This window comes from Microbacterium sp. NPDC056057, from assembly GCF_042266945.1.
In the GTDB taxonomy this organism is placed as follows: Bacteria; Actinomycetota; Actinomycetes; order Actinomycetales; family Microbacteriaceae; genus Microbacterium; species Microbacterium trichothecenolyticum_C.
Window position 1 is genome coordinate 280,250 of record NZ_JBHJWS010000001.1, and the last position, 23,147, is coordinate 303,396.

The 23,147-nt window shown below is 67.8% G+C and carries 16 protein-coding genes and 1 pseudogene; 11 read left to right on the forward strand and 6 right to left on the reverse strand.

The features are described 5' to 3' along the window. Window positions 1–699, forward strand: coding sequence for an ABC transporter ATP-binding protein (locus tag ACFC1K_RS01200; RefSeq protein WP_375870098.1), 699 nt, complete (start codon window positions 1–3; stop codon window positions 697–699). Continuing rightward, window positions 696–2,000 carry an ABC transporter permease gene (locus tag ACFC1K_RS01205; RefSeq protein WP_375870099.1) on the forward strand — a complete coding sequence of 435 codons (1,305 nt, stop codon included), beginning with the start codon at window positions 696–698 and terminating at the stop codon, window positions 1,998–2,000. Before ACFC1K_RS01200 ends, ACFC1K_RS01205 begins: the two co-directional genes overlap by 4 nt. Window positions 2,001–2,313: 313 nt before the next feature. On the opposite strand, the gene aztA is transcribed toward ACFC1K_RS01205, so the two are convergent. Next, a complete protein-coding gene (gene aztA, locus ACFC1K_RS01210; RefSeq protein WP_375870100.1) occupies window positions 2,314–2,982 on the reverse strand; it encodes a zinc ABC transporter ATP-binding protein AztA in 669 nt (222 codons plus the stop codon). Between the two features lie 56 nt (window positions 2,983–3,038). On the opposite strand from aztA, the gene aztB reads away from it, so the two are divergent. The 8 genes from aztB (at window position 3,039) to ACFC1K_RS01250 (ending at window position 10,896) form a co-directional block, all read left to right on the forward strand. Beyond that, window positions 3,039–3,881, forward strand: coding sequence for a zinc ABC transporter permease AztB (aztB, locus tag ACFC1K_RS01215; protein ID WP_375870101.1), 843 nt, complete (start codon window positions 3,039–3,041; stop codon window positions 3,879–3,881). A gap of 59 nt (window positions 3,882–3,940) precedes the next feature. Then, window positions 3,941–5,173, forward strand: a complete 1,233-nt coding sequence (locus ACFC1K_RS01220) for an ABC transporter (protein WP_375870102.1) — start codon at window positions 3,941–3,943, stop codon at window positions 5,171–5,173. A 102-nt stretch (window positions 5,174–5,275) separates the two neighbouring features. Continuing rightward, window positions 5,276–6,091 carry a zinc ABC transporter substrate-binding protein AztC gene (gene aztC / locus ACFC1K_RS01225; protein ID WP_375870103.1) on the forward strand — a complete coding sequence of 272 codons (816 nt, stop codon included), beginning with the start codon at window positions 5,276–5,278 and terminating at the stop codon, window positions 6,089–6,091. 28 nt (window positions 6,092–6,119) lie between these two features. Next, on the forward strand, window positions 6,120–7,331 hold the full coding sequence (gene aztD, locus ACFC1K_RS01230; RefSeq protein WP_375870104.1) for a zinc metallochaperone AztD: 1,212 nt from the start codon (window positions 6,120–6,122) through the stop codon (window positions 7,329–7,331). A gap of 122 nt (window positions 7,332–7,453) precedes the next feature. After that, window positions 7,454–8,302 carry an alpha/beta fold hydrolase gene (locus ACFC1K_RS01235; protein WP_375870105.1) on the forward strand — a complete coding sequence of 283 codons (849 nt, stop codon included), beginning with the start codon at window positions 7,454–7,456 and terminating at the stop codon, window positions 8,300–8,302. Window positions 8,303–8,684: 382 nt separating this feature from the next. Further along, window positions 8,685–9,200 carry a hypothetical protein gene (locus ACFC1K_RS01240; RefSeq protein WP_375870106.1) on the forward strand — a complete coding sequence of 172 codons (516 nt, stop codon included), beginning with the start codon at window positions 8,685–8,687 and terminating at the stop codon, window positions 9,198–9,200. Window positions 9,201–9,481: 281 nt separating this feature from the next. Next, window positions 9,482–10,309, forward strand: a complete 828-nt coding sequence (locus ACFC1K_RS01245; RefSeq protein WP_375870107.1) for a hypothetical protein — start codon at window positions 9,482–9,484, stop codon at window positions 10,307–10,309. Between the two features lie 125 nt (window positions 10,310–10,434). After that, entirely contained in the window at window positions 10,435–10,896 is a 462-nt protein-coding gene (locus ACFC1K_RS01250) for a hypothetical protein (protein WP_375870108.1), read from the forward strand. A 283-nt stretch (window positions 10,897–11,179) separates the two neighbouring features. Here the strand turns inward: ACFC1K_RS01250 and ACFC1K_RS01255 are convergent, their stop codons facing one another. Then, complete coding sequence (locus ACFC1K_RS01255; RefSeq protein ID WP_375870109.1) at window positions 11,180–13,006, reverse strand: DUF4209 domain-containing protein; 1,827 nt, start codon at window positions 13,004–13,006, stop codon at window positions 11,180–11,182. Between the two features lie 247 nt (window positions 13,007–13,253). Here ACFC1K_RS01255 and ACFC1K_RS01260 point away from each other — a divergent pair, with 247 nt between their 5' ends. Beyond that, window positions 13,254–16,823: an SIR2 family protein gene (locus ACFC1K_RS01260; RefSeq protein ID WP_375870110.1), complete on the forward strand. Its 3,570-nt coding sequence runs from the start codon at window positions 13,254–13,256 to the stop codon at window positions 16,821–16,823. Window positions 16,824–17,965: 1,142 nt separating this feature from the next. Here the strand turns inward: ACFC1K_RS01260 and ACFC1K_RS01265 are convergent. The 4 genes and pseudogenes from ACFC1K_RS01265 to ACFC1K_RS01280 all read right to left on the reverse strand — a co-directional run. Then, window positions 17,966–21,094, reverse strand: a pseudogene (locus ACFC1K_RS01265) (efflux RND transporter permease subunit); the annotation flags it as partial. Window positions 21,095–21,185: 91 nt separating this feature from the next. Next, window positions 21,186–21,557: a fluoride efflux transporter CrcB gene (gene crcB, locus ACFC1K_RS01270; protein WP_375870111.1), complete on the reverse strand. Its 372-nt coding sequence runs from the start codon at window positions 21,555–21,557 to the stop codon at window positions 21,186–21,188. Next, a complete protein-coding gene (locus tag ACFC1K_RS01275; protein WP_375870112.1) occupies window positions 21,554–21,967 on the reverse strand; it encodes a fluoride efflux transporter FluC in 414 nt (137 codons plus the stop codon). The genes crcB and ACFC1K_RS01275 overlap by 4 nt, the downstream gene beginning before the upstream one ends. 154 nt (window positions 21,968–22,121) lie before the next feature. Next, window positions 22,122–23,090, reverse strand: a complete 969-nt coding sequence (locus tag ACFC1K_RS01280) for a DNA topoisomerase IB (RefSeq protein WP_375870113.1) — start codon at window positions 23,088–23,090, stop codon at window positions 22,122–22,124. Window positions 23,091–23,147: the final 57 nt, after the last annotated feature.

A 23,147-nucleotide genomic window follows, 5' to 3' on the forward strand; every position in this document is an offset into this window, starting at 1 on the left:
ATGAATACGCCGATCATCTCGGTCCGGGACGTGCACAAGTCCTATGGCCGGGGCCAGAACCGCTTCGATGCGCTGAAGGGGGTGAGCTTCGACATCCGTGAGGGCGAGAGCATCGCGATCGTCGGCAAGAGCGGCTCGGGCAAGTCCACGCTCATGCACGTGCTCGCGCTGCTGGATGCCCCGTCCTCCGGCACGGTCGAACTCGAGGGCGTCGACACCGCGAAGCTGCGCGGCGGCGCCCTCAACCGCACTCGCAACAAGACCTTCGGCTTCGTCTTCCAGCAGTTCTTCCTGACCGGCAACTCGTCGGTGCTCGAGAACGTGATCCTGCCGCTCAAGATCGCCGGCGTGGGCCGCTCCGAACGGCGCCGCCGCGGCCTCGCCGCGCTCGCACAGCTCGAGCTCGACGACAAGGCCAGGAACAAGGCCGTCAACCTCTCGGGCGGTCAGAAGCAGCGCACCGTGATCGCGCGGGCGCTCGTGAACAACCCGCGGATCATCTTCGCCGACGAGCCGACAGGCAACCTCGACACTGCGACCGGCGCGATCGTCGAGGACATCCTGTTCGCGCTGAACCGCGAGAACGGCATTACCCTCATCGTCGTCACCCATGACGAGGAGCTCGCCAACCGCTGCGACCGGCGCCTGTTCATCCGCGACGGCCTGCTGGTCGAGGACTCCGCGGCGGTGGCCGCATGAGAACCGTCGACCTGATCGGCTCCGCCGTCTCGAACACCTTCCGCTCCAAGACCCGCACGATCCTGACGATCCTCGCGATCTTCGTGGGCGCATTCACCCTCACCCTCACGAGCGGCCTCGGCACGGGCATCAACGCCTACATCGACGACACCGTCACCTCGATCGGCGCCGCCGACGTCATGACGGTCACCAAGACCCAGGAGACCGCGACCGGCGTCGCGGCGACCGGACCGGTCGAGTACGACCCGAACGCCATCGCGAGCGGGCAGCCAGGCCCTCCGGGATCCACCGTCGTCGCCCTCACGCCCGCCGACCTCGACACTCTCGCAGGCATCGAAGGCGTCACCGACGTCGTGCCGACGCGCTCGATCTCGCCCGACTACATCCAGGCCGGCGACGGCACGAAGTACGTCATCGGCGTCGGAAGCCTCATCGCCGGTCAGACCATCCAGCTCGAGGCGGGTTCCTCGCCTGACGACGACGCGACCGAGCTGCAGCTCGTCCTGCCCGTCGCGTTCGTCGAGTCGATGGGCCTCGGCGACGCCGAGAACGCCATCGGGCAGACGGTGTCGATCGCGATCACGGATGCCGAGCGCACGCAGCATCTCGTCGAGGCGACCGTCGTCGGCGTCGCGGAAGAAGGGCTCGCTTCGCCGACCGGCGCGAGCCTCGTGCCCAACACGGCACTGGCCGATGAGCTCTTCGACACACAGAACATCGGCATGCCGGCCGACGAGGTGGAGCGCTACGCGCAGGCGAGCGTCTTCTTCGACCCGGCATCGACCGACGACGAGATCAGCGCGCTCAAGGATCGGCTCGCCGACGAGGGCTTCACCGGCTCGACCGTCGCCGACCAGCTCGGCATGTTCAAGACCGTGATCGACGGGATCGTGCTCGTGCTCAACGCATTCGCGATCATCGCGCTCCTCGCGGCGAGCTTCGGCATCGTCAACACGCTCTTCATGTCGGTGCAGGAACGCACCCGCGAGATCGGGCTTATGAAGGCGATGGGAATGGGCAACGGCCGCGTCTTCAGCTTGTTCAGCCTCGAAGCCGCGTTCATCGGGTTCCTGGGCAGCGCGATCGGCGTCGTCATCGCGATGCTCGTCGGCGCAGGCGTGAGCTCCGCGCTGTCCGGATCTCTGCTCGCAGACCTGCCCGGCCTCACCCTCATCGCCTTCGACCCGCTCTCGATCGCGGTCATCATCATCGTCGTCATGGCGATCGCCTTCCTCGCCGGAACGCTACCCGCCGCACGCGCCGCGCGCGCCGATCCGGTCGACTCGCTCCGCTACGAGTGATCTCAGGGGAGGAGGGGTCCGGAGTCTCCCGACCCTCCTCCGCTGACAATCCGGCAAGACCCTCACGGCCGACGGCGGGATGTGGTTGCCGCGGCATCTCTCTTGGGCAGCGGCGGCGTCCGTGTACCGACAACCGCTTCGAACGTTGACCAGGATGGCGCGATGTCGGGCCCTGGCGCACTCGGCACTCCTTGAGTGGGCGGAGGGATCGTCTTGCGGGCAACGAACGGAGCCGTACGGCAAGCGCGCATTCGGCTCGGTCGTCATCGCGAGCGCGTCGGGCCCTTCAGCCGGCGTGCACGCCGCAGATGGCCTAAAGGTGACTGCGGGCCGACAGCAGGTCGATCCTGCCCGCATCGAGGCGAACCACGAGGTTCGCGGCATCGATCACCGACTGCTCGTGGCTGACGCACACCACGGCCACGCCGCGGTCGGCTTCTGTCCTCATCGCACGGACGATCCGCTCCGCGCTGTCCGCGTCGAGTGCGGTCGTGGGTTCGTCGAGCAGCAACGCGTCGGCGCCGCGCGCCAACCCCTGCGCGAGGAGGGCGCGCTGCTGCTGCCCGCCGGACAGGGACCGGAACGGCGCTCGCTGCAGGGCGGTCAGGTCGAGGCGCTCGAGGGCGGCATCCACCGCCATCCGTGACGCGCGATCGAGTCGGCGCCACGCGCTGATCCGCCCCCACGCTCCGACGGTGACGACGTCGCGCACGGTCAGCGGCAGGGTGGGCGAGATCGCCGCGCGCTGCGGCACGAAGGCCCGTGACGCCGCGCGGATCTCGACGCTGCCCGCACGCGGCGTGATCGTCCCGGCGAGCACCTCGAGCAGCGTCGATTTGCCCGCGCCGTTCGGTCCCGCGATCACGGTGAGCGCGGCCTGCTCCGCGTCGAGATCGACGCCGCGGAGGGCCGGCGTCCCGGCGTGGTCCACGAAGACCGCGCGCAGAGACAGGGCGGCGGCGGACGATGTTTCGAGAGGCACGAGCTCAGCCTAATCGATTTTGAGAATCATTCTCATTAACGCTACCGTCGTCGCTCGTGCCCCTCATCACCGATCCGTTCTCCCTCGAGTTCGTGCAGCGCGCCCTCCTCGGCGGCAGCCTCGTGGCCGTGCTGTGCGGCGTCGTCGGCACCTGGGTCGTCGCTCGCGGCATGGCCTTCCTGGGCGAGGCGCTCGGCCACGGCATGCTCCCGGGCGTCGCCCTGGCGACCCTCCTCGGTGTGCCGGTGCTGCTGGGCGCCGGCGTCAGCGCGGCGGCGATGAGTCTCGGGATCGGCGCGCTGCAGCGACGCGGTCGCCTGTCGTACGACACCAGCATCGGCATGCTCTTCGTGGCCATGCTCGCGGGCGGTGTGATCGTCATCTCGCACTCCGGAAGCTTCGCGACGGATGCCACGGCCATCCTCTTCGGCGACGTCCTGGCGATCTCGGCCGACGATCTCGCGGTGCTCGCGTGGGCGACCGGGATCGGGGTGGCGGTCGCCGCAGCCGCGCACCGCTCCCTCGTCGCCGTGGCGATCGACGCGCGAGTGGCGGCGGTGCTCGGGCTCAGACCGAGGATCGCGCTGGCCGTGCTGGTGGGCCTGGTCACACTCGCGGTCGTCGCCTCGTACCAGGCCGTGGGCTCGCTCCTCGTGGTGGGCCTGCTCATCGCGCCGGCGGTCGCCGCCGGCCACTGGACCCGCCGGCTGCCGTCCGCGATGGCCCTCGCGTGCGTCTTCGGCGTCGCCGCCGTCGTACTCGGCCTGCTGCTGTCGTGGCACGCGGGCACCGCCGCCGGCGCCTCCATCGCGCTGACCGCCGTGCTTCTCGCGGCCGCCTCGTGGGCAGTACACACCGGGCGCACCCGCACGCGCGTCACGACCGCAGCCGCCGCGTGACGACGCGCGCGGGTGCCGCAGCATCCCACCCCACCACCCGACGAAAGAAGCCAGCCCCCGTGCTCCACCGCACTTCCCCGCTCCTCGCGCCGCTCGCGGTCGCCGTGCTCATGCTCGCCGGCTGCGCGAGCGCCGACGCCGGCACACCCGCCGCGAGTCCGGCATCCGGCGGACACGGCGCCGTCGACGGCGCGAAGGAGATGAGCGAGCCACCGCTCGCCGTTGTCACCATCGACCCCGGCGGCGTCGTGCGCCAGCTCGACCTGCTCGACGAGACCGTCGCCGAGCTCGGCGACGTGCCGGCCGCATCTCGCGCGAGCACCGACGGCCGCCATGTCTTCGCCGACAGCGGCGACGGGCTGGCGATCGTCGACAGCGGCCGGTGGACGTGGGACCACGTCGACCACTTCCACTACTACCTCGCCGCACCGGTGATGCTCGGCCAGGTGGCGGGCCGCGGGCCGGCGACCGTGGCGACGACCTCATCGTCCACCACCGGCAGCACCGGGATCTTCTTCGCCGGCAGCGGCGAGGCGGTGCTCCTCGACACCGCGGCGATGTCGAAGGGCGAGCTCGTCGAGCGGTTCCGTCTCGAGACCGCTCCGCACGACGGCATGGCCGTGCCGATCGGCTCGTACGCGCTCGTGACGCAACCGCAGGGCGGGGTGGCGGCATCCGTCTCGATCGTGGATGAGGACGGGATGCCGCAGCCCGGCGCGGGCGCCGACTGCACCGATGCGCGGGGCACCGTGACCACCCGTGTCGGTGCCGTCATCGGGTGCGCCGACGGTGCGCTGCTCGCGACCCTCGTCGACGGCGAGGTCGAGCTCGAGCGGATCCCCTACCCCGAGGGCACGACCGCTCCGCCGGCCACGGCGTTCGCGGGAAGAGACGGCCGCCCCACCGTCGCCGGTCCGGCCGGAGACCAGGGGATCTGGCTGCTCGACACCCGCGCGCGCACCTGGACGCTGCTCGCGGTGGACCGGCCGATCGTGCAGGCGACCGCGGTCGACGACGAGGCCCAGCACGTGCTCGCGCTCGGCGCCGACGGCCGGGTCCTCGTGATCGACGGCACGACGGGGGCACTCCTCGCGCAGACAGAGCCGCTGGTCGCCGAGTCGCTCGCAACGGATGCCGGCAGCCCGACGCTCGTCGCCGACCAGCCTCGCGCCTACCTCAACGGACCCGCGGAGCGCGCCGTCTACGAGATCGACTTCGCCGACGCGGCACGCATCTCGAGGACGTTCGAGACGCCGACTTCGCCCGCCCTGCTCGTGGTGACCGGCCGATGAGCCGCCCCCGGCCCGCAGTGCTCGCCGCGCTGCTGACGGCGGCGGTCGCCATCCGTCCTCACCGCGTGTGCGCCGACGGGCGAGGATCGCCCGCTCGCCGTCGTGTCGACGAACATCCTCGGCGACGTCGTGGGCGAGCTCGTGGGCGACGACGTCGAGGTGATGACACTGATGCGGCCCGATGCCGATCCGCATTCGTTCGAGATCTCCGCACAGGATGCCGCGCGCCTGCGCACCGCCGACCTGCTGGTGTCGAACGGCCTGGGCCTCGAAGAGGGGCTCCAGCAGCATCTCGACGCCGCCGTCGCGGAAGGGGTCGACAGCTTCGTCGCGGGCGATGCGATAGCGGTGCTGGAGTACGCGAGCGGCGATGCCGCCGGCACCCCCGACCCGCACTTCTGGACCGACCCCGCCCGCATGATCGATGTCGTCGCGGCGTTGGCCCCGCGCCTGTCCGCGCTGCCGGGGGTGGATGAGGCGGCCATCGACGCACACGTCGACGCCTACCTCGCCGAGCTCGCGGCCCTCGACGACGACATGTCGTCGGCGTTCGCCGGCATCCCGGCAGGGCGCCGCGCGCTGGTCACCAACCACCACGTCTTCGGGTATCTCGCCGAGCGCTTCGGCTTCCGCGTCGTGGGCGCCGCGATCCCGGGCGGCACGACACTCGCCGCGCCGAGCGCATCCGACCTCGCGGACCTCGTGTCGGCGATCGAAGAGCACGGCGCTCCGGCGGTCTTCGCCGAGTCCTCGTCGCCGGACCGGCTGATGCGCGCCCTCGCCGACGAGATCGACACGCACGTCGAGGTCATCGAGCTGTACACCGAGTCGCTCACCGCAGACGGCGGCGGCGCGGAGGACTACCTGACCATGATGCGCGAGAACACGCAGCGCATCGTCACCGGGCTCACGCAGTGAGCCCCACACCAAGAAAGAGGAACACCACATGCGCACACGCACGCTGCGGCGCGCCGGCCTGATCGCCGTCGCCGCCGGCGCCGTCGCGACCCTCGCGGCCTGTTCATCGACACCGTCGACCTCGGCCGGAGCCGGAGCCGAGACGCCTGCGGCCACCGTGGCCGGACCACGGATCGCGGTCTCGTACGAGGGCGGCATCCTCGTGCTCGACGGCGAGACCCTCGAGCCGGTTGCCGATCTCGCCTCGGAGGAGTTCACCCGGCTCAACCCGGCGGGCGACGGCCGCCACGTGCTCGTCACGATGAGCGAGGGCTTTCAGGTGCTCGACACCGCGGCGGCAAGCGCGGACGACGTCGCGCTGACCGACCTGATCTTCGCCGCCGACGCCCCCGGCCACGTCGTCCGGCACGGCGGCAAGACGATCCTCTACGCCGACGGCACGAGTGACACGACGATCTTCGACACCGACGCCCTGTTGTCCGCCGACGACGAGCTGCCCGAGACCGAGACGATCCCCGGCGTCGAGGCGCACCACGGCGTCTCGGTCGTGCTCGAGGACGGCACGTTCCTCACGACGGTGGGCGGCGCCGACGGACGCACCGGCATCTCGGTGGCCGACGAGTCGGGTGCGGTGATCGCCACGAGCGACGCCTGCCCGGGCGTGCACGGCGAAGGCACCGCGGCCAACGAGGCCGTCGTCTTCGGCTGCGAGAACGGCGCGCTGCTGTACCGCGACGGCGAGATCACCAAGCTGGACGCCCCCGACCAGCCGTACGGGCGCATGGGCAACGCGTGGGTGAGCGAGACGAGCCCGCTCGTGGTCGGCGACTACAAGAACGATCCGGATGCCGAGGGCTACCTCCTCGGTGCGGTCACCGTCATCGACACCGAGGCCGGCACGCTCGAGGTCGTCGACCTTCCCGAGGGCGTCGAGTACACCTTCCGCGACGTCGCCCGCGGACCCGAGGACCTCGCCTACATCCTCGCGAGCGACGGATCCGTCCACGTCTTCGACCCCGCCACGGGCGAGATCACCGATGCGTTCCCCGTCGTCGAAGCGTGGGAGAGCCCCGTCGAGTGGCAGGACCCGCACCCGGCCATCGTCATCGCAGGCGACATCGCCTACGTGACCGAGCCCGCCGCCGACGCGATCCACGCCGTCGACCTCACCACGGGCGAGGTCGTGGCCACGGTCACCCTCGACGTCACGCCGAACGAGATCGCGGTAGCCGCCGGCTGATCCACCCGCGAGGGCGGGCTCAACGTCCGCCCTCGCCGTGGACGTCGACTCAGCGAAAGGCTGCCTGAAAGCGATCCGCAATCGGGCATAAGCGCGATGAACAATACGGCACGATCATGGTCATGACGCTGCTGCGGCTAACAACGCCGAGGCGTAGGTTCGGCATCATGACTGAGGTCGTTGTCGGCGGGCTGCGCATAGCGTACCGGCGGGGCGGGAGCGGACCTCCGCTCGTCCTCTTTCATGGTGCCTTCGAGGACTCTCGTATCTGGGCCGATGAGCTGCGAACCTTGAGCCCGCACCTCGACGTCATTGCCTGGGACGCGCCCGGGTGCGGCGCCTCTGGCGACGTGCCCCGCGGGTGGAGCGACGCGGACTGGGCGAAGATCGCCTCCGGATTCGTCACCGCGTTGGGGCTGACAACGCCCGCCGTCGCAGGGCTCTCTTTCGGGTCAGTGATTGCGCTGCTGCTCGCCCGCCACCACCCGTCCAGTGTCGGCCACCTCGTCCTGATCGGCGGGTACGCCGGTTGGGGTGGATCTCTGGACGCGGACACGCTGGCACAGCGCATCGCCGCGGTGCGCTTCACAACGATGCACCGGGTCGAGGAGTGGGCGGAGGACTTCCTTGATTCCGTGTATCCGCCAGGTGGGATGCCCGAGCGTCGAGCGCGCGCCCGCACCCTCATCGATGACTGGCGATCCGCCACCACCGAGGCGCTCATCGACGTCATGGTGCAGGATCTGCGGCCAGACCTGCCCGAGATACGCACGCCGACCGTCGTCGTGCGTGGTACGGCTGATTCACGTAGCCCCCGAGCCGCCTCGCTTGATCTGTGCGCGAAGCTCCCACGTGCCCACCTCCTGGAGATCGCCGGCGCGGGCCACGATTGCAGCGGGCCGGAACTCGATGCTGTGCTCCTGCGCGCAGCGCGTGAGGCGCAAGCTGCTGCCGCCACGGCACCTGAATGACGCCGCGCACGCCGCCCGATGCGCTGGGTGAGCATCAGCATCGGTCGACTGGGGAGCGCTCGAGGGACCGCAAAGCGGCGGCGCCCGAAGAGATCCCTCAACGGGCATTTCCTGGGCCTGCTACGGGTGGTGCTGGTGATGCCGCTCGTTGCAAGCAAGGCTGGTGCCAGCCCAGCCGATTGGCCTCACTCCGACCAGTCAGTCGGTGGCTCGGTACTGTCCGAGCACACGTCGAGCTCCGCCGGAGGCGTTGATGAAGACACGGGAAGAACAACAAGCGTCTCTGGAGCCGTGAAGGCCCGCCTTGGCGTTTCGCTTGGGAGCCAGTCGGAGCCCTCATGAAACTGGTTGTCACGCTCACCGGCGTCGTACGCTCAGGGTCATGCGCACTGCAGGCTTGCTCGGGTACAACTCCAACAAGGACCGTCCCTTCCTGATTCGCGAAGCAACGGATCAGGTAGAACCTTCCACTCAGGAGTTTCTTGTGAGGATGGCAAGCGAGGAGTTGCAACAGAATTCCTGGGATTGGACCAGATTCGACACGTTCATAACGAGGGCGATCCAGCTGACCGCTCTCTTTGCCGAGTCCGGCCGGCAAGACCGCGCCATAGGTTTGCTGGATGAGTGCCTGGGCGTGCTTCGGGGAATTGCACGCACGCACCCGGGCGCCGAACAGTTTCGACACAGAAATCGCGTGTTGGAAGCGATCTGCAACTACAACGTCGCCGTGCTGTTGGTGGAGGGCTTGCAAAACGACTCGCTACACGCTGAAGCGTTGGAACTGGTCAACTCAGCGGTGGATCGGCTCTATGAAGTGGATCTCGACGATCACACGGAGTCGTATGGCAGGACCATGAATGCCGTCGTCGCTCTCGGCGGCATACTCACACATCGATAGCAGCGATCCTCTTGCGGGCAGTGGCACGCTGACGCACCGCCGTCGCGCAGGATGGCCGTTCCCGCTTCCCTCGGTCGAATCGAAGCTTGTCACTCTACTCGAGGGCGCAGACGTGGCGTCGCACGAAGGGCACGCCGCCTTCGGACGAACGAGGGGCTTTGGCCGCAGGTCATTCGGGAGTTGCGAATCCTGGGCCGGAAGGATCCGTAGCCCGAGCGCTCGGCCGTCACACACGCCCCGCCCCGCCGTCGCGGTCGGTGGTCACCGATATCCTCTGAGCCGTGAGCTCAGGGGAAGCATGGCTGATCGCCATAATCGGCGGCGCGCTGGCCGGCATCATCACCGCCGCCGTGCTGGCAATCTTCAGCAAGCGGGTTCGGGTGAGGTTGTGGATGCCGATCGGGCGCGCTCTCAGGTGGCCGCTGACCCTCCGCGTCACCACAACGCGCCGTATGCGTGCGCGGGCCGAAGAGCTCGAGAGGGCGCAGAAGCAAAACGAGCGCTCGAACCGGTTCTACGCCGACCTTTGCGAAGCGCTGGGGATCGTCGTGCTCTCGGGCGACAAGCAACTTCTCGAACGCATAGCCCAACTCCGTGGAGCATCGTCGAGCGCCGACCAACGGGCCGCGGCAGCGGTGGCCCATGCCGCCGAGCAGATCGCGGCCACGCAGGCTCTGGCCGTTGATGAGGCCGACCGCGTTTCGAAGGCCCATCAGCGTGAGTTGCAGTCCGCGATCGCCTCCGCACGAGCGGAAGGCCGCCAGCAGGCGATCGGCATCCTCAAGGAACAACGAGAGCGGTCACCCCTGCTGCGGCCGACGTGGCGTGTGGTGTACCTCGAAGACGACCGCTTCCTGCTCAACAACACGCAGTCCGGCGTGGAGATCAGCGACGTATCGATCGCGGCGCCGCTCGGCGACTTTGAGTTCATCGGCGACACCCAATGGCCGGGTCCCTATAGCGGCGTGCAGCAGTTCCGCGGACGACGGATGCGGAACGGGCGTTCCTTCGGGGTGAAGTTCGCCATTCGCTACCGTGACGCCGACGGCGAGTGGCGGGCCGGCGAGGCTTGGATCGACAAGGAGCCGCGGCAGGCCGTGGTCTTGTAGTCGACGGCCCTCACCAACATCACACGCCCGACTCGGTCAATCCTCCGGCTCCCGGGCCAATGACGGAGGTCCCCATTAGCATCGACATCGCACGACGTTGACCGACGGTGGGGAGGCTTATCGGCATGCCGAAGGCGAAACCGACGAGCCACAAGCCCCCGGGGTGGGCACAGCCCCACGAAGATGCGCCTCCGGATCTGTGGCCTGACATCTCGAAACTGCCGACGCGGCAAGCGGTGGCCGCCCTCGCGGGGGCGCGGCAAACTCGCCCGGAGGATTACCTTGCCGTCGTGAATGGGCTGCGCTGGGCGACGACGGGCGACATGGCGTCGGCGTGGTCGTTTCTCACGACGTGGGTTGCAGTGCTCGCGGTCGTCTTCGCTGCGCTGACGGTGCTGAGCCCATGGGTACTAATAGGCGTGTTCATATTCTTCGTGTTGTTCACAATGATGCTGAGTCACATCGCGCGCGTCGTCTCAGACCACTCGGACAGGAAGAGGCACGCCGAGGTATGGTTGGCGGCGCTCGAGGACGCGAAAGCGCCGGCGCGTCAGCGCTGGCGCTGGCGCTTTCGCTGGTCACGATAGTCGACAGGTCGCGGGTGCGCCGTTCTCGGCCTACCGACCCCTCTTGTCTACTCCGCGGGCTCCTTTGACAGATGTTGTTGTGAGCCTCGCGTCTCATCCTTGAGCGGGCACCGCGCAAGAGCGGACCGGTCGGCGTGCATCGGGCGCGGACTGCGGCCCGGCAACGGAATGAGGACTGTCGAATACGCTGCGTCCGCAAGCGTTGCTCGCGTCCACTTCGAGTTTCGGAAGGATGGCCCAAGCTGACCCGTTCCCTCGACCGATAGTACGAAGCGGCAGTTGGTCAATCCGAAGTCGACGTGTTAGAAGCATCGCTCGTCCCATTGCCGGCGGTGCTGGGCGTCGGAGGCGTGCCGTCCAGTTGCACCGCGTTGTAGTAGGGAACGTAAGCCAGACGGAACGCAAGCCACCATGCCCCGAGCATGTGGATGCCGCTTGCCTCGTCCGAGGACAACAAGCCGTGTGCGACACGGTTTCGCAGGTTCGGTCCCAGCGGTCCGCAGTACAGAGCCCGAATGTTCCAGGCGAGGTCGACGCCCAGCACTTCGTCTGCCCCTGGTAAGTCGATCAGCGCACTGAGACCCGGCTCAATCTCAGTGTCATCCTGCCGGATGGTCCTAGTCTCGACACCTCCGCGTTGCAGGACTCCGCGAACGCACGCCTCTGTCGCTGGCGCGAGAAGGTGGATCGCTTCCGCGAAGCGCTCGTAGTACCCATGGAAGAGCCCTCGGGCGTATAGCCCTCGAACTTCCGCCGGAACGAACGGGGATGCAGAGACGATGATGTCGAAGTCCGCAAGCGTGAAGCGCTGTCGGGAGCTGAACTCCCGCAGCGCGGGCCAGATGTATCCGGAGCTCAGGAGCGAACTCTTTAACTCGAACGAGCGAATCATCTCTGACCACTCGTCGTCCGGCACGCCCATGCGTTCCCGCGTCCCGTCGGACCGATGAATCGTTCGGCCGTCGCTGTCGACGGTCGTTCTCGAGAAGACGTGGAGCAGCGGGTGCGCAGCCATCTGCTTCCGAGCCTCCTCTCGCGCCGTGGCGAAGTCGTCCATGCGCACGTTGTCCAGCCACGCCGCGAGAGCGTCAAGGACGTTGTCCATCTGCGCGATACGGCGCGCTGACTCCGCAATGTTCGACAGGTCGATCGGCTCACCCTCGAGAGGCATCATCTCGCTGAGAGCTGCATCCCCTTCGACCCGGATAATTTCGGGAAGTGCTGTCAACCTGTCGACGACGTGCTGCGTTCGGTGTCGGCTGGGGATGGCTCGATAAGCGTTGAACGAGTTCCCGAAGAAGTCGCGAGCAACCATGCGTGAATCTGACCTTCGCGACTCCGCTTCACGCCACCAGGAGTCGCCGAGCAAGGTCTGGCGCGTCGATCGCGCCTGTTCACCAACCCCACGCGTCCACTGGATCGACTCTTCATACAGTTGACGCTGAAAGTGGCCGTCGCCGGTTTCGAGCCCTAGAGACTCCAATCGCTCGGCCACGAGGTCTGGATCTGGGAAGTAGCGGGCCGCTCGCATGGCGCGGGCCATTGACCAGGCGGTAGCAGCGTCACCTGCATGAAACGTTCGTAGTCCGAGGTCGATCAACGCCTGCTTCGCTGCGTCCATGTGAAACCGCGCGGCTACATCAGCCGCACGTTTCCAATCCTCCTGCTCGCTTCTGCTCAGGTCGCGCGAGAAACCTGCTGCGATCCACCGATCGACCGCGTCCTTCGCCCAGCGAAAGCGGTCACTCTTCTCCGTCGACCGGATGTGCAGCACGTCCGCCATACGTGCCGATAGTTGGTTCGGTGAAACCATCGGCAGCAGTCGCTCGAAGAACAGCAGCTCCGTCGGCGTGAAGTCGCTGGGGACATGCGTGCGACGGTCGTCGAACTGCATCAGGGGCGAATACGGCCTGTCCCAGTCCAATCCGTTCAACATCATGCCGATAACACCGGCAAGGAGCGAGACAGCCCTCGCCGCGAGCGGATCGCTCGCCTCTATCTCTGCGAGTTGCCGGAGATTGCTCCACGCCTTCGCAGGCTCCGCGTCTGCGGCAGGTGACCACTCCACGCGTGCGAGAGCCGCGACTAGCTCATCCGCTTCCTTGTCCATAGGCGCAACGTAGCCGATTGGTCCGACACCGGCGCGAGCAGCCGCTGGAGCGCTATTCATTTTGGCGGGCGTGGGTAGCGCCAGGCGTCAACGACCGCTACTCGTCGTCACGATTCCGTTGTGTGCAGTGCCCTAATCGGCGGAATGGTGGATGTCCTCTCGTGCGGCTTCATCTCTGGTCCCCAGTACCATGTGCCCATGGATTCCCACGTGGCCGCCACTGATCGGACATAGGCGGCTACCGGCGATGTGGATAACTGGTGACGTTGAACTACCCGACGAGATCCTCGACGCGCACGAAGGCGGCGAGTTGGTGTTCTTCGTCGGCGCGGGGGCCTCCTTGGCCAGTCCTTCCAACCTTCCCCTATTTGACGGGCTCGCCAGGAAACTCGCTCGACGTGCCTCGCACCCGTTCTCCAAGCGCGGAGGCCTGGACTTCTTCGTCGGCCAGTTGGAATCACTGCCACAGGGGTTCGATGCACATCATCACGCGCGCGAACTGATCGCCGATCCGAGATCCAAGTTCAACTCCCTGCACCATTCGGTCGTCGATCTCGCGAGCATCGGCGGCGGCTTTCGCATCGTTACCACCAACTATGACGATCACCTCGCCGCCGCAGCGGCCAGCGCGAACGTCATAGTCGCGGACACCTGGCATGCGCCCGCACTACCGCTCGGGCGCGATTTCATAGGTCTCGTACACCTGCATGGTTCGGTGACGCGCCCAAAAGAGGACATGATCCTCACTGACCGCGACTTCGGCCACGCGTATATCACCGATGCTTGGGCCGCTCGATTCCTACTGTCAATGTTCGATCGATTCATGGTGGTGTTCATCGGTTACAGCCACGACGACGTAATCATGCGATACCTCGCCCTAGGACTGCCGTCAGGCGGACAAGTTGCAGGGCCCCGACGCTTCGCGTTCACCAGCGACCCATCAAACTCTAAGTGGGCATACCTCGGTATCCGACCGATCGCGTATCCGGTTGCGGGGCGGAATCACGGCGCACTCGTCGCGGCACTCGACGCCTGGAGTGAGCGCGCGCGGATGGGGCAGACCGATCACCAATCCCGCATGCAGACGATCATCTCCGGTGGCACCACACTTCCGCTGCCCGACCGGGACTACCTGCATGCTCGCCTCCGGACTGTTGAAGGCGCCCGTGATTTCGCGAACGCCACGAACCAGCTCCCTGACGAGTCAAAGCTCCAGTGGCTGGTCTGGCTGGAGGACCTCCCAGAGTTCAAGAAGCTCTTCCTGCCTCCAGATGTCCCCGAGGCGACCGCGATCCTCGGACACTGGTTCGCGAGCACCTTTATCTCGTCGCCAAGCCTCAACGGCGCCGCGCTGCAGACGATGCAGCGGCTCGGCCAGTCGATGACGGGCTCGCTCTACAGGACCTCAACTTGGATCGCCAACGAGCTGGGCAACCACGATGCGGGAGCGGGCGATCGGTGGCAGGCGTTCCTTGCGTCGTCGGTACATGGCCAGTCCGCACCCCTCGGTTCGGACTTCTTGATGCCGTTCCTACCTGAAGCTACGGCGCGCAGCACGGCAGTGCTGCGGACAGCGTTGCGGCCACTGCTCAAGCTTGAGCGACGATGGTTCGTCGATGAGTCAGTTGAGCGGACCATCCCTCCCGACGCCAAGGTCACATGGAACTCGGAAGAGTACGCCCTAACACAGCACCTCATGCTCATCGTCCAAGCCGTTCAAGCAGGAGATCGATCGCTCGGGGGCGCCCTGGAAGATGCGCTCGTCGCGGCGTACGACCTGCTCGACGCCTATCACGGTGAGCGCCATTGGGATCCGTTGACGCATGGTCGCTCGGCGATCGAACCCCACCAACAAGATGATCTGCGCGAGCCGCTCGACGCGATCATTGACGGTCTACGAGAGTACGGGCTCAAGGCGCTGCCGCTTCGCCCTGAGCTACCTGACCGATGGTGGGACTTCGACCGCACCCTGATGCGCCGCCTGGCCCTCCACCTCGTCGCCTCGGATGCGGCGCGGAGCGATGACCAAAAGATCGAGTGGCTGGTCGCGCGCTCAGGGCTCTATGCGGAGAATCTGAAGCACGAGATCTATCAACTGCTCGGCGCTACGTTGCCTGGAGCGTCGCCAGCGCTCAAAGAGAAGGTTCTGGACGCCGCCGAAGCCGGTCCGGACTACCCGGAGGAGATCCCGGACCGCGACCGGCACTTCGCATACGCAAAGTTCAACCTCCTCGTGTGGTTGACGGAGGCCGACCCCGACTGGGAGACGGCCCGAGCCGCGTTGGAGAAGATCCAAGCCGAGAACCCACAGTTTGCTGCCCGAGACCACCCCGACTTCGACTCCTGGATGACCAGTGGCACGTGGGGCGGCAAGCCACCGATGGCCATCGAGGAATTTATCCAGGCTCTCGACGAAAGCGTACCTGCGGCCCTCGATGAGCTGATGTCGCGCGACTACTCCGAGCGCCACTTTGATGAACCCGACTGGTCCGACGCGCTCGGCCTCATCAAGCTGGCCGCGCAGCAGCGCCCCGACCTCGGTATCAGACTCTGGGATGCAATAGACGACCACAACGATCTAGCCGACAAGCGACTCCAGCTCCGGCGTTCCATCGTTGGCGGCTGGGGCGACGCAGAGCTCGGCGATCTCTCCACCGAACCCGTCGAGCGCGTGGCGACGCTAGTAGCCGATCACGACTCTGCGCACGCGATCGGTCGGTTCCTGCTTGACCAGATCCGTCAGCAGGTCGACCTTGATGAATCACCGGTCCTTGGGGAAATGCGAGAACTAGCGCGCACACTCTGGCACAGCCAGGGAAGCGCGTTCACACATCGGGAAGACTCAACACCGCTCTCGTTCGCGCCGCTCTATTTGAACTCATGGCCAGGATTCCTCGCCCAGTATTGGAGTAGCGAAGTAGACCGACGCTGGCGTCATCATCGCGACGACTGGACAGGACTCAGTCCCGAAGAGTTTGCCGCTCTCATCGATCTACTCAGCGGCAATCGAGATGCGCTCGACGCCACACAACCAGCGATCGCCGGACAGCTGTTCTTTTATTTCGCCGCCGACCCCGACTTCGCAACCACGCATCTGCTTCCCATCTTCCGCAACGACGAGACGCACGCATTCGGCTGGCACCCGTTCCTCCATCACGCTAGATGGGACGACCGGCTTCTACAGGCAGGGTTGCTGGACAGCATGATTGCGGAGCTCGCACGCCTCGATACGCTGCCGGACGAGACGCTGCACCACATATTCCTCGGGCTCGTTGCCTCAGTGGTGTCCTACGCCGGCATCTCAAGCACAGATCGAAAACGACTGCTCGACCAAACCGTCCTTGCATCGGACGGAAAGCACGCCGCCGACTTTGCCGAGGCGGTATCGCAATTCGTCCGGTCGGAGAACGTCGACGGAGCGGAAGTGTGGCGCCGTTGGCTCGGCAAGCACCTTGAGCGCCGCCTAAATGGGCAGCCGCGAGTCGCTTCGGTCGAAGAACTCGCTCGCTGGGCTGATGTCGTCCCCTTCGTCGGGGAGTTCCTGCCTGTCGCGGCGACGTTGGTGAGCGGACACAGCATCGGGCTAGGTGAAAGGTTTTTCAATCGTGAATTCTCAGAGGATGTGCTCAACACCCACGGCGCGGAACTCGTCGCATTCCTAGCCGAGCGAGTAAGGAACACGAACGGGCAAAACTACATGGTGAGCTACCGAGTCAGAGAGCTCGTTGATACCGTCCGTAGGGGGGTCGGAGACGTCGTAGTCCAACCGCTGGCTGTTGCAGCGAGGGATAGGCGGTTCATCACCGATTCCGAGTGAGGACGGCCCGCACCGTCGACGTGCCGAACTCGATCCTGCCGGGGACGCCCGCACGCAAACCGGTCCTCCAGCGCGCATACAAGACCGAGAACTCGGGGCACCACGCGAGACGAGGCGGGAATGCTCGTATACCCCGCCCGGTGAAAATGCCCGTGTGGCCGCGCTATTCGCGCGGCCACACGGGATAGTCGCAGCGACGATCCTGCCACGACGCGAGAGATGCCTCAGCGACCGTAGTGGGGACGACCGTCGCCATTCTCGGGCTCATCCGAGCCCTCGTCATTCGGTGTTGCTTCGCCATCGGGGGCGCCACTGTGGTGCTCCGTCGAGGGGCCTGCGTCTTCAGCTGCCGCCTCAACCTGCTCGGCCTCGGGAGAGCTGCCGTCGTCGTCCGCGGAGTTGTCGGGGTGAGTCGGGTGATCTCCGGGCTGCTCGGCGGACTCGGGCGCACTCTCGGACTCGCTGGGCAGCGGGCCCGCGTCGGGCTCCTCGGGGTCGGTCGCGCCTTCGGTCTCGGATTGCTCTTCGACTTCCGGCTCGCCGGCCTGGCCGAGCTCCGCGTCAGCGGCCGGCTCCGAGTCCTCCGCCGGCTCGGCGGTCTCCCCGTGCTCCGGTCCGTCGGTCGGCGCCGACGTCGACTCGGGTTCCTCGACCTCAGCCACCGTCTCATCGTCGGCAGTGGCGTCCGTCTCAGTCTCCGGCTCGCGGTCGCCGGCGGCATTCGCCTCAACCGGGGCAGGTTCTTCCGGCACCTCGGCGTCCGACTCCGAACCAGCCTCCGGTTCGGACACAGCATGATCCCCAGGCGTGACCTCAGCGGCCTCCGCCTCGGGCTCCCCCGCGTCCACCGACTGCGCCGCAGGCTCAGCCTCGACGGGTGCCGGGGTCGAGTCCGACACCTCGACGTCGGGGCCTTCCTCGATCACAGGAACCGCGACCTCGGAGGTCTCAGCCGCCGAACCACCGGCCCCACGCTGCCGCCGCTGCCGGCGGGTCTCGAACGCCGCAGCGCCCGCCGCGCCCGCGACCCCGACGCCACCCGAACCCGCAACCTCACCCGAAGCCTCGGCACCAGCCGCACCAGCCGCGACCCCCGCACCCACGAGCACTCCCGCGGCCGCAGCATCCGTCCCGCCATCCGGTCCATCGCCCTGCGGAGCCGGGCCTGCCCCGCCGTCGCCCTCGTCGCGACGGCGCCGGCGCTCAGCCCGACGCTCCTTCGCGCCCTCGACGAGGTTGTACAGGGTCGGCAGCACGAGCAGCGTCAGCACGGTCGACGACACGAGGCCGCCGATCACGACGATCGCGAGGGGCTGCGAGATGAAGCCGCCCTGGCCTGTGATGCCGAGAGCCATGGGCGTCAGCGCGAAGATCGTCGCGAGCGCCGTCATGAGGATCGGGCGCAGACGGCGCGAGCCACCCGCCACTGTGGCGTCGTGCGCAGTGAGGCCCTTCTCGCGGTACTGGTTCACGAGGTCGACGAGCACGATCGCGTTCGTCACGACGATGCCGATGAGCATCAGCACACCGATGAGCGATGCGACGCCGAGCGGCACGCCCGTGATGATCTGCAGCAGGATCGCGCCGGTCGCCGCGAAGGGCACCGACACGAGCAGCAGCAGCGGCTGGCGCAGCGACTTGAAGGTCGCGACCATCACGATGTAGACGATCAGGATCGCCGCGAGCAGTGCGAGGCCGAGCTGCGAGAACGCGTCCTGCTGCTGGGTCACGACACCGCCGAGCGTGGCGTCGGCCGACGACGGCAGGTCGGCGTCGGCGAGGGCCGTCGTCACCGAGGCCGTGGCGGTCTGCAGGTTGTCGGTCGACGGGGTCACCGTGACGGTCGACGTGCGCTGGCCGCCCTCGGTCGTGATCGAGGTCGGCCCCTCGCTCTCCTCCACGGTCGCGACCTGCTCGAGCGGGATCGGGCCGGTGGCGCTCGGCACCTGCAGCTGACGCAGGTCGTCGAGCGACGCGGGTGTCTCGGACGCCGCGAGGTACACCGTGAGCGACGTGTCGTCGATCTCGACCGTGCCGATCGACTGCGGCTGCATCGTGTTCGACACCAGCGCGCCGACCGCGACCTCCGACAGGCCGAGCTCCGCGGCCTTGTCGCGGTCCACCGTCACGGCGATGTACGGCAGCGAGGCCGACAGGTTGCTCGAGACCTGGCCCACGCCGTCGGCTCCTTCGACGGCCGAGATGACAGCATCCGTCGCGTCCTGAAGTGTCGACGAATCGGGGGCCGTGACGTCGATCGCGATGTCGGTCGAGCCGAAGCCGCCGCCACCCGCGGCGACGGTGATCTCGCCGGCGTCGTCGAGGTCGGCGACCGCCTTCTGCACCTCTTCGCGGAGGGCCACCTGGTCGACGCCCGGGTCGGTGGTGATCGAGTACGTGATGCCGCTGCCGCCGCCCGAGAAGGCGTCGCGCAGGGCCGAGCCGCTCGAGCCGATCGACACCTGCACGGTCTCGATGCCGTCGATGTCGAGGAGCACCTCCTCGACCTGCTCCGCCGCGGCGCTCTCGGCCTCGAGCGAGGGAGCCGGGCCGATGTCCTGCGTCATCGTGAACGTGTTCTGGCCCGAGTCGCCCAGGAAGTTCGTCTTCATGAAGGGAGCCGCGGCGATCGTGCCGACGAGCACCAGCACGGCGAGGGCGAGCGTGATCCACGAGTGCTTGAGCGTCCAGCGGAGGATCGGCAGGTACGACTTCTGCAGACGGCTCGGCGGCGCGGCCGGGTCCTCCGGGTCGACCGCGACGCCCTCGGCGTCGAGGATCGGCTTGCCAGGCTTCAGGAACCAGTACGCAAGCACCGGCACGATCGTGAGCGCCACGAACAGCGACGCGGTCATGGCGATCGTCACGGTCATCGCGAACGGGCGGAACAGCTCGCCCGTGACATCGCCGACGAAGGCGATCGGCAGGAACACCGCGACGGTCACGATCGTCGACGCCGTGATGGCCGACGCCACCTCGCGCACCGCGCGCCGGATGGAGTCGCCCTTGTCGGCGTCGCCGACGTAATGCCTCTTGATGTTCTCGATGACGACGATGGAGTCGTCGACCACGCGCCCGATCGCGATCGTGATCGCTCCGAGGGTCAGGATGTTGAGCGAGTAGCCGAACGCCTGCAGGCCGATGAACGTGATGAGGATGCTCGTCGGGATCGAGATCGCCGCGACGAGCGTCGAGCGCACCGACAGCAGGAAGACGAAGATCACCAGCACCGCGAACAGGAGGCCGAGCAGGCCCTCCTTCGCGAGGGTGTCGATCGACTCCTGGATGTAGGGCGCCTGGTCGAACACGACCGTGAACTCGGCGCCGTCGAGCGAGTCCTCCAGGTCGGGCAGCACCGCCAGCACGCCGCGCGACACATCGACCGTGTTCGCCGCGGGCAGCTTCGTCACGGCGATCGTGAGCGCCGGCTCGCCGTTCACCCGCGAGACGGTCGTGACCGGGTCGGCCTCTTCTGCCACGGTCGAGACGTCGCCGATGGTCTTCGGGCCGGCGACGAACTGGTCGGCCGTCGACGGCACGAGCGGCAGCGCCGCGATCTCGTCGACCGACGAGATCTTCGAGCCGGTCTGCACCGTGAGCGTCTCGTCGCCCTCGGTGATCTCGCCGCCGGGGAACAGCACGCCGTTCTGGTCGAGCGCATCGCGGATCGCCTGCTGCGTGTAGCCCGCGGCGGCCAGTTCCTCCTGGTTCGGCGTGATCGTGACGCGCTGCCCCACGCCGCCGACGATCTGGGCGGCGTTGACGCCCGCGACATCCTCGAGATCCGGGATGACGGATGCCTCGAGCTGAGCCTGGATCGTCGCCTCGTCGTCGTAGCCGGTCACGGCCAGCTGGATGACGGGGAAGTCGTCGATGCTCGCCGAGATGACGTTCGGCTCGACACCGGTCGGCAGCTGCGACTTGATGCGGTTGATCGCCTGCGTCATCTTCTGCTCGGCGGTCGCGAGGTCGGTGCCGTAGGTGAAGGACGCCTGCACGATCGAGGCGTTCGTGGTGCTCGTCGCACTCGTCGACTCGAGCCCCGGGACGCCCTGGATGGCGGTCTCGATGGGCACCGACACGTCGTTGCTCACGACCTCGGGCGACGCGCCCGGGTACGTCGAGACGACGATGAGCGCGGGGAACTCGATCGACGGGATCAGTTCCTGCTTGAGGTTCGTGAGCGCGAGTCCGCCGAAGATGGCGGCGACGATCGTGATCAGCGCGATGAGCGCGCGGTTCTTGAGACTCAGAACGGCGAGGTTCGACACACGGAGGCCTTCGCTGGTGAGGTGATGCAGGGGGAGGGGCAGAGCCCGCACGATACGGAGATGTATCGCGTTTCAGTATTTCATGCGGCTCTCATGAAACCGCTCCCCCGAGGAGAAGGCCGAGTCCCGCCGCGATGGCGGCGAGCGCGAGCGTGCCGAACAGGTTGAGGGCCGCATGCCGCCAGCGCTTGCGCTGGGCGAGCAGCACGGTCTCGACCGAGACGGTGCTGAAGGTCGTGTAGCCGCCGAGCAGACCGAGCCCGAGCACGAGCGACAGCTCGGGCGCGATGGCCGTGCCGAGCCCGGTGAGCACACCGAGCACGAACGAGCCCGAGACGTTGACCACGAGGATCCCGATCGGGAACCGCCCGCCGCCCGACGGCGTGAGCCCCCGGTCGACGACGTACCGCAGCCCCGCGCCGACGCCGCCCGCGAGCGCGGCGACCAGCAGCCACGGGCTCACTCGGCGTCCTCCGGGTACTCGATCTCGCCCGGCCGGTCGGCGATCCGGCGTCCGATGAACAGTCCGACGATCGCGCCGACGACACCTGCGATGACGGATGCTGCCGCCAGCCCCGCGGCCATCCACGGCGTCGCGACCCAGAGGGCTGTGGCCACCGCGAACGCGCTGTAGGTGGTGAAGCCGCCCATGATCCCCGTGCCGAGGAACGAGCGGAGGATCGGCCGCCGGTCGTCGAACCAGCCGACGATGACCCCGAGGATGAGCGATCCTGCGACGTTGATCCCGAGCGTCACCCACGGCACCGCCGTCGGATCGGTCACCGGGTCGAGCACGAGCGCGCGGGCGAGGACGCCGATGGCCCCGCCGGCCACCGTCACCCCGAGGATCCGGGGATCGACGGGCTGCGGCATCCCTTCACGCTACTCGCCCCGCTGATCCCGGATACTCGGGGCGTTTCGTCTTCGCGCGCCAGAGCGCGCTCCGCTCAACGACCGGGATTCCCGCTCGTTGAGCGAGCGAGGAACGAGCGAGACGAACCGCCCGCACCCGGCCGCACACGCCGGGTCAGCGCCCGGGCCGCAGCAGCCCGCGGATCGCGGACTCCGGCGTGATCGACAGGTCGAGCAGATTCCCCTCGCGGTACCGCGTGAACACGCGCGGGTCGATGTACGAGCCCCGCGCGACCGCCGGGGTGTTGCCCAGCGCCTCCGCCGTCGCCTTCACGGCGAGCACTTCGGCCCGCTTGCGGTCGGTCTTGGTGTCGACGGTGCCGATGCGCGCGAGCGCCTCGGCGGCGAGGATCGTGCCGCGCAGCGTGCGGAAGTCCTTCGCGGTGAACTTCCCGCCCGTGAGCGCCCGCACGTACGCGTTCACCTCGGTCGGGGTCAGCGCCACCCGCCGCCCGCCCCGCTGCCACGCGAGCAGCGGCGACCGCGGCCGGCCCGCGGCCAGCAGCTCCATCACGGCGGCGAGGTCGGCGTCGTCGAGCTCGAGCACCTGGTGCTTGCCGCTCTTCCCCGGAAACGCGAAGGAGACGACGGATGCCTCGACCGAGACATCCCGTCGCTGCAGCGTCGTGAGCCCCCGGCTGCCGTGCGCGGCGAGGTAGCGCTCCGAGCCGATGCGCGGCGCGGCGTCGTCGAGCAGGCGGAAGGCGACCGCCAGCACCCGCTCGCGATCGAGGTCCGCCCGGCGGATCGACGTGGTGACCCGCGCCCGTGCGCGGGGCAGCGCCTCGGCGAGCGCGAGCGACCGCGCGAACTTGCCGCGGTCGCGGCCCGCGGTCCAGTCGGGGTGGTAGACGTACTGGCGGCGGCCCGCGTCGTCGACGCCCACGGCCTGGATGTGCCCGTCGGGGCGGGTGCTGATCCACACGTCCTGCCACGCGGGCGGGATCACCAGCCCTTGGATGCGATCCAGGTGGCGGGACGCGGGTGCGCGCCCCTTCTCGTCGAGGTACCGGAAGCCCGACCCCGCGCGCAGCCGACGGAAGCCGGGGTCCTCGTAGGGACGGACGCGGACGAGCTTCGGCATCCGATCACGCTACCGGCCGCGCGCCGGCGCGATCCCGGGGTTGACTTTCGCCGCGGC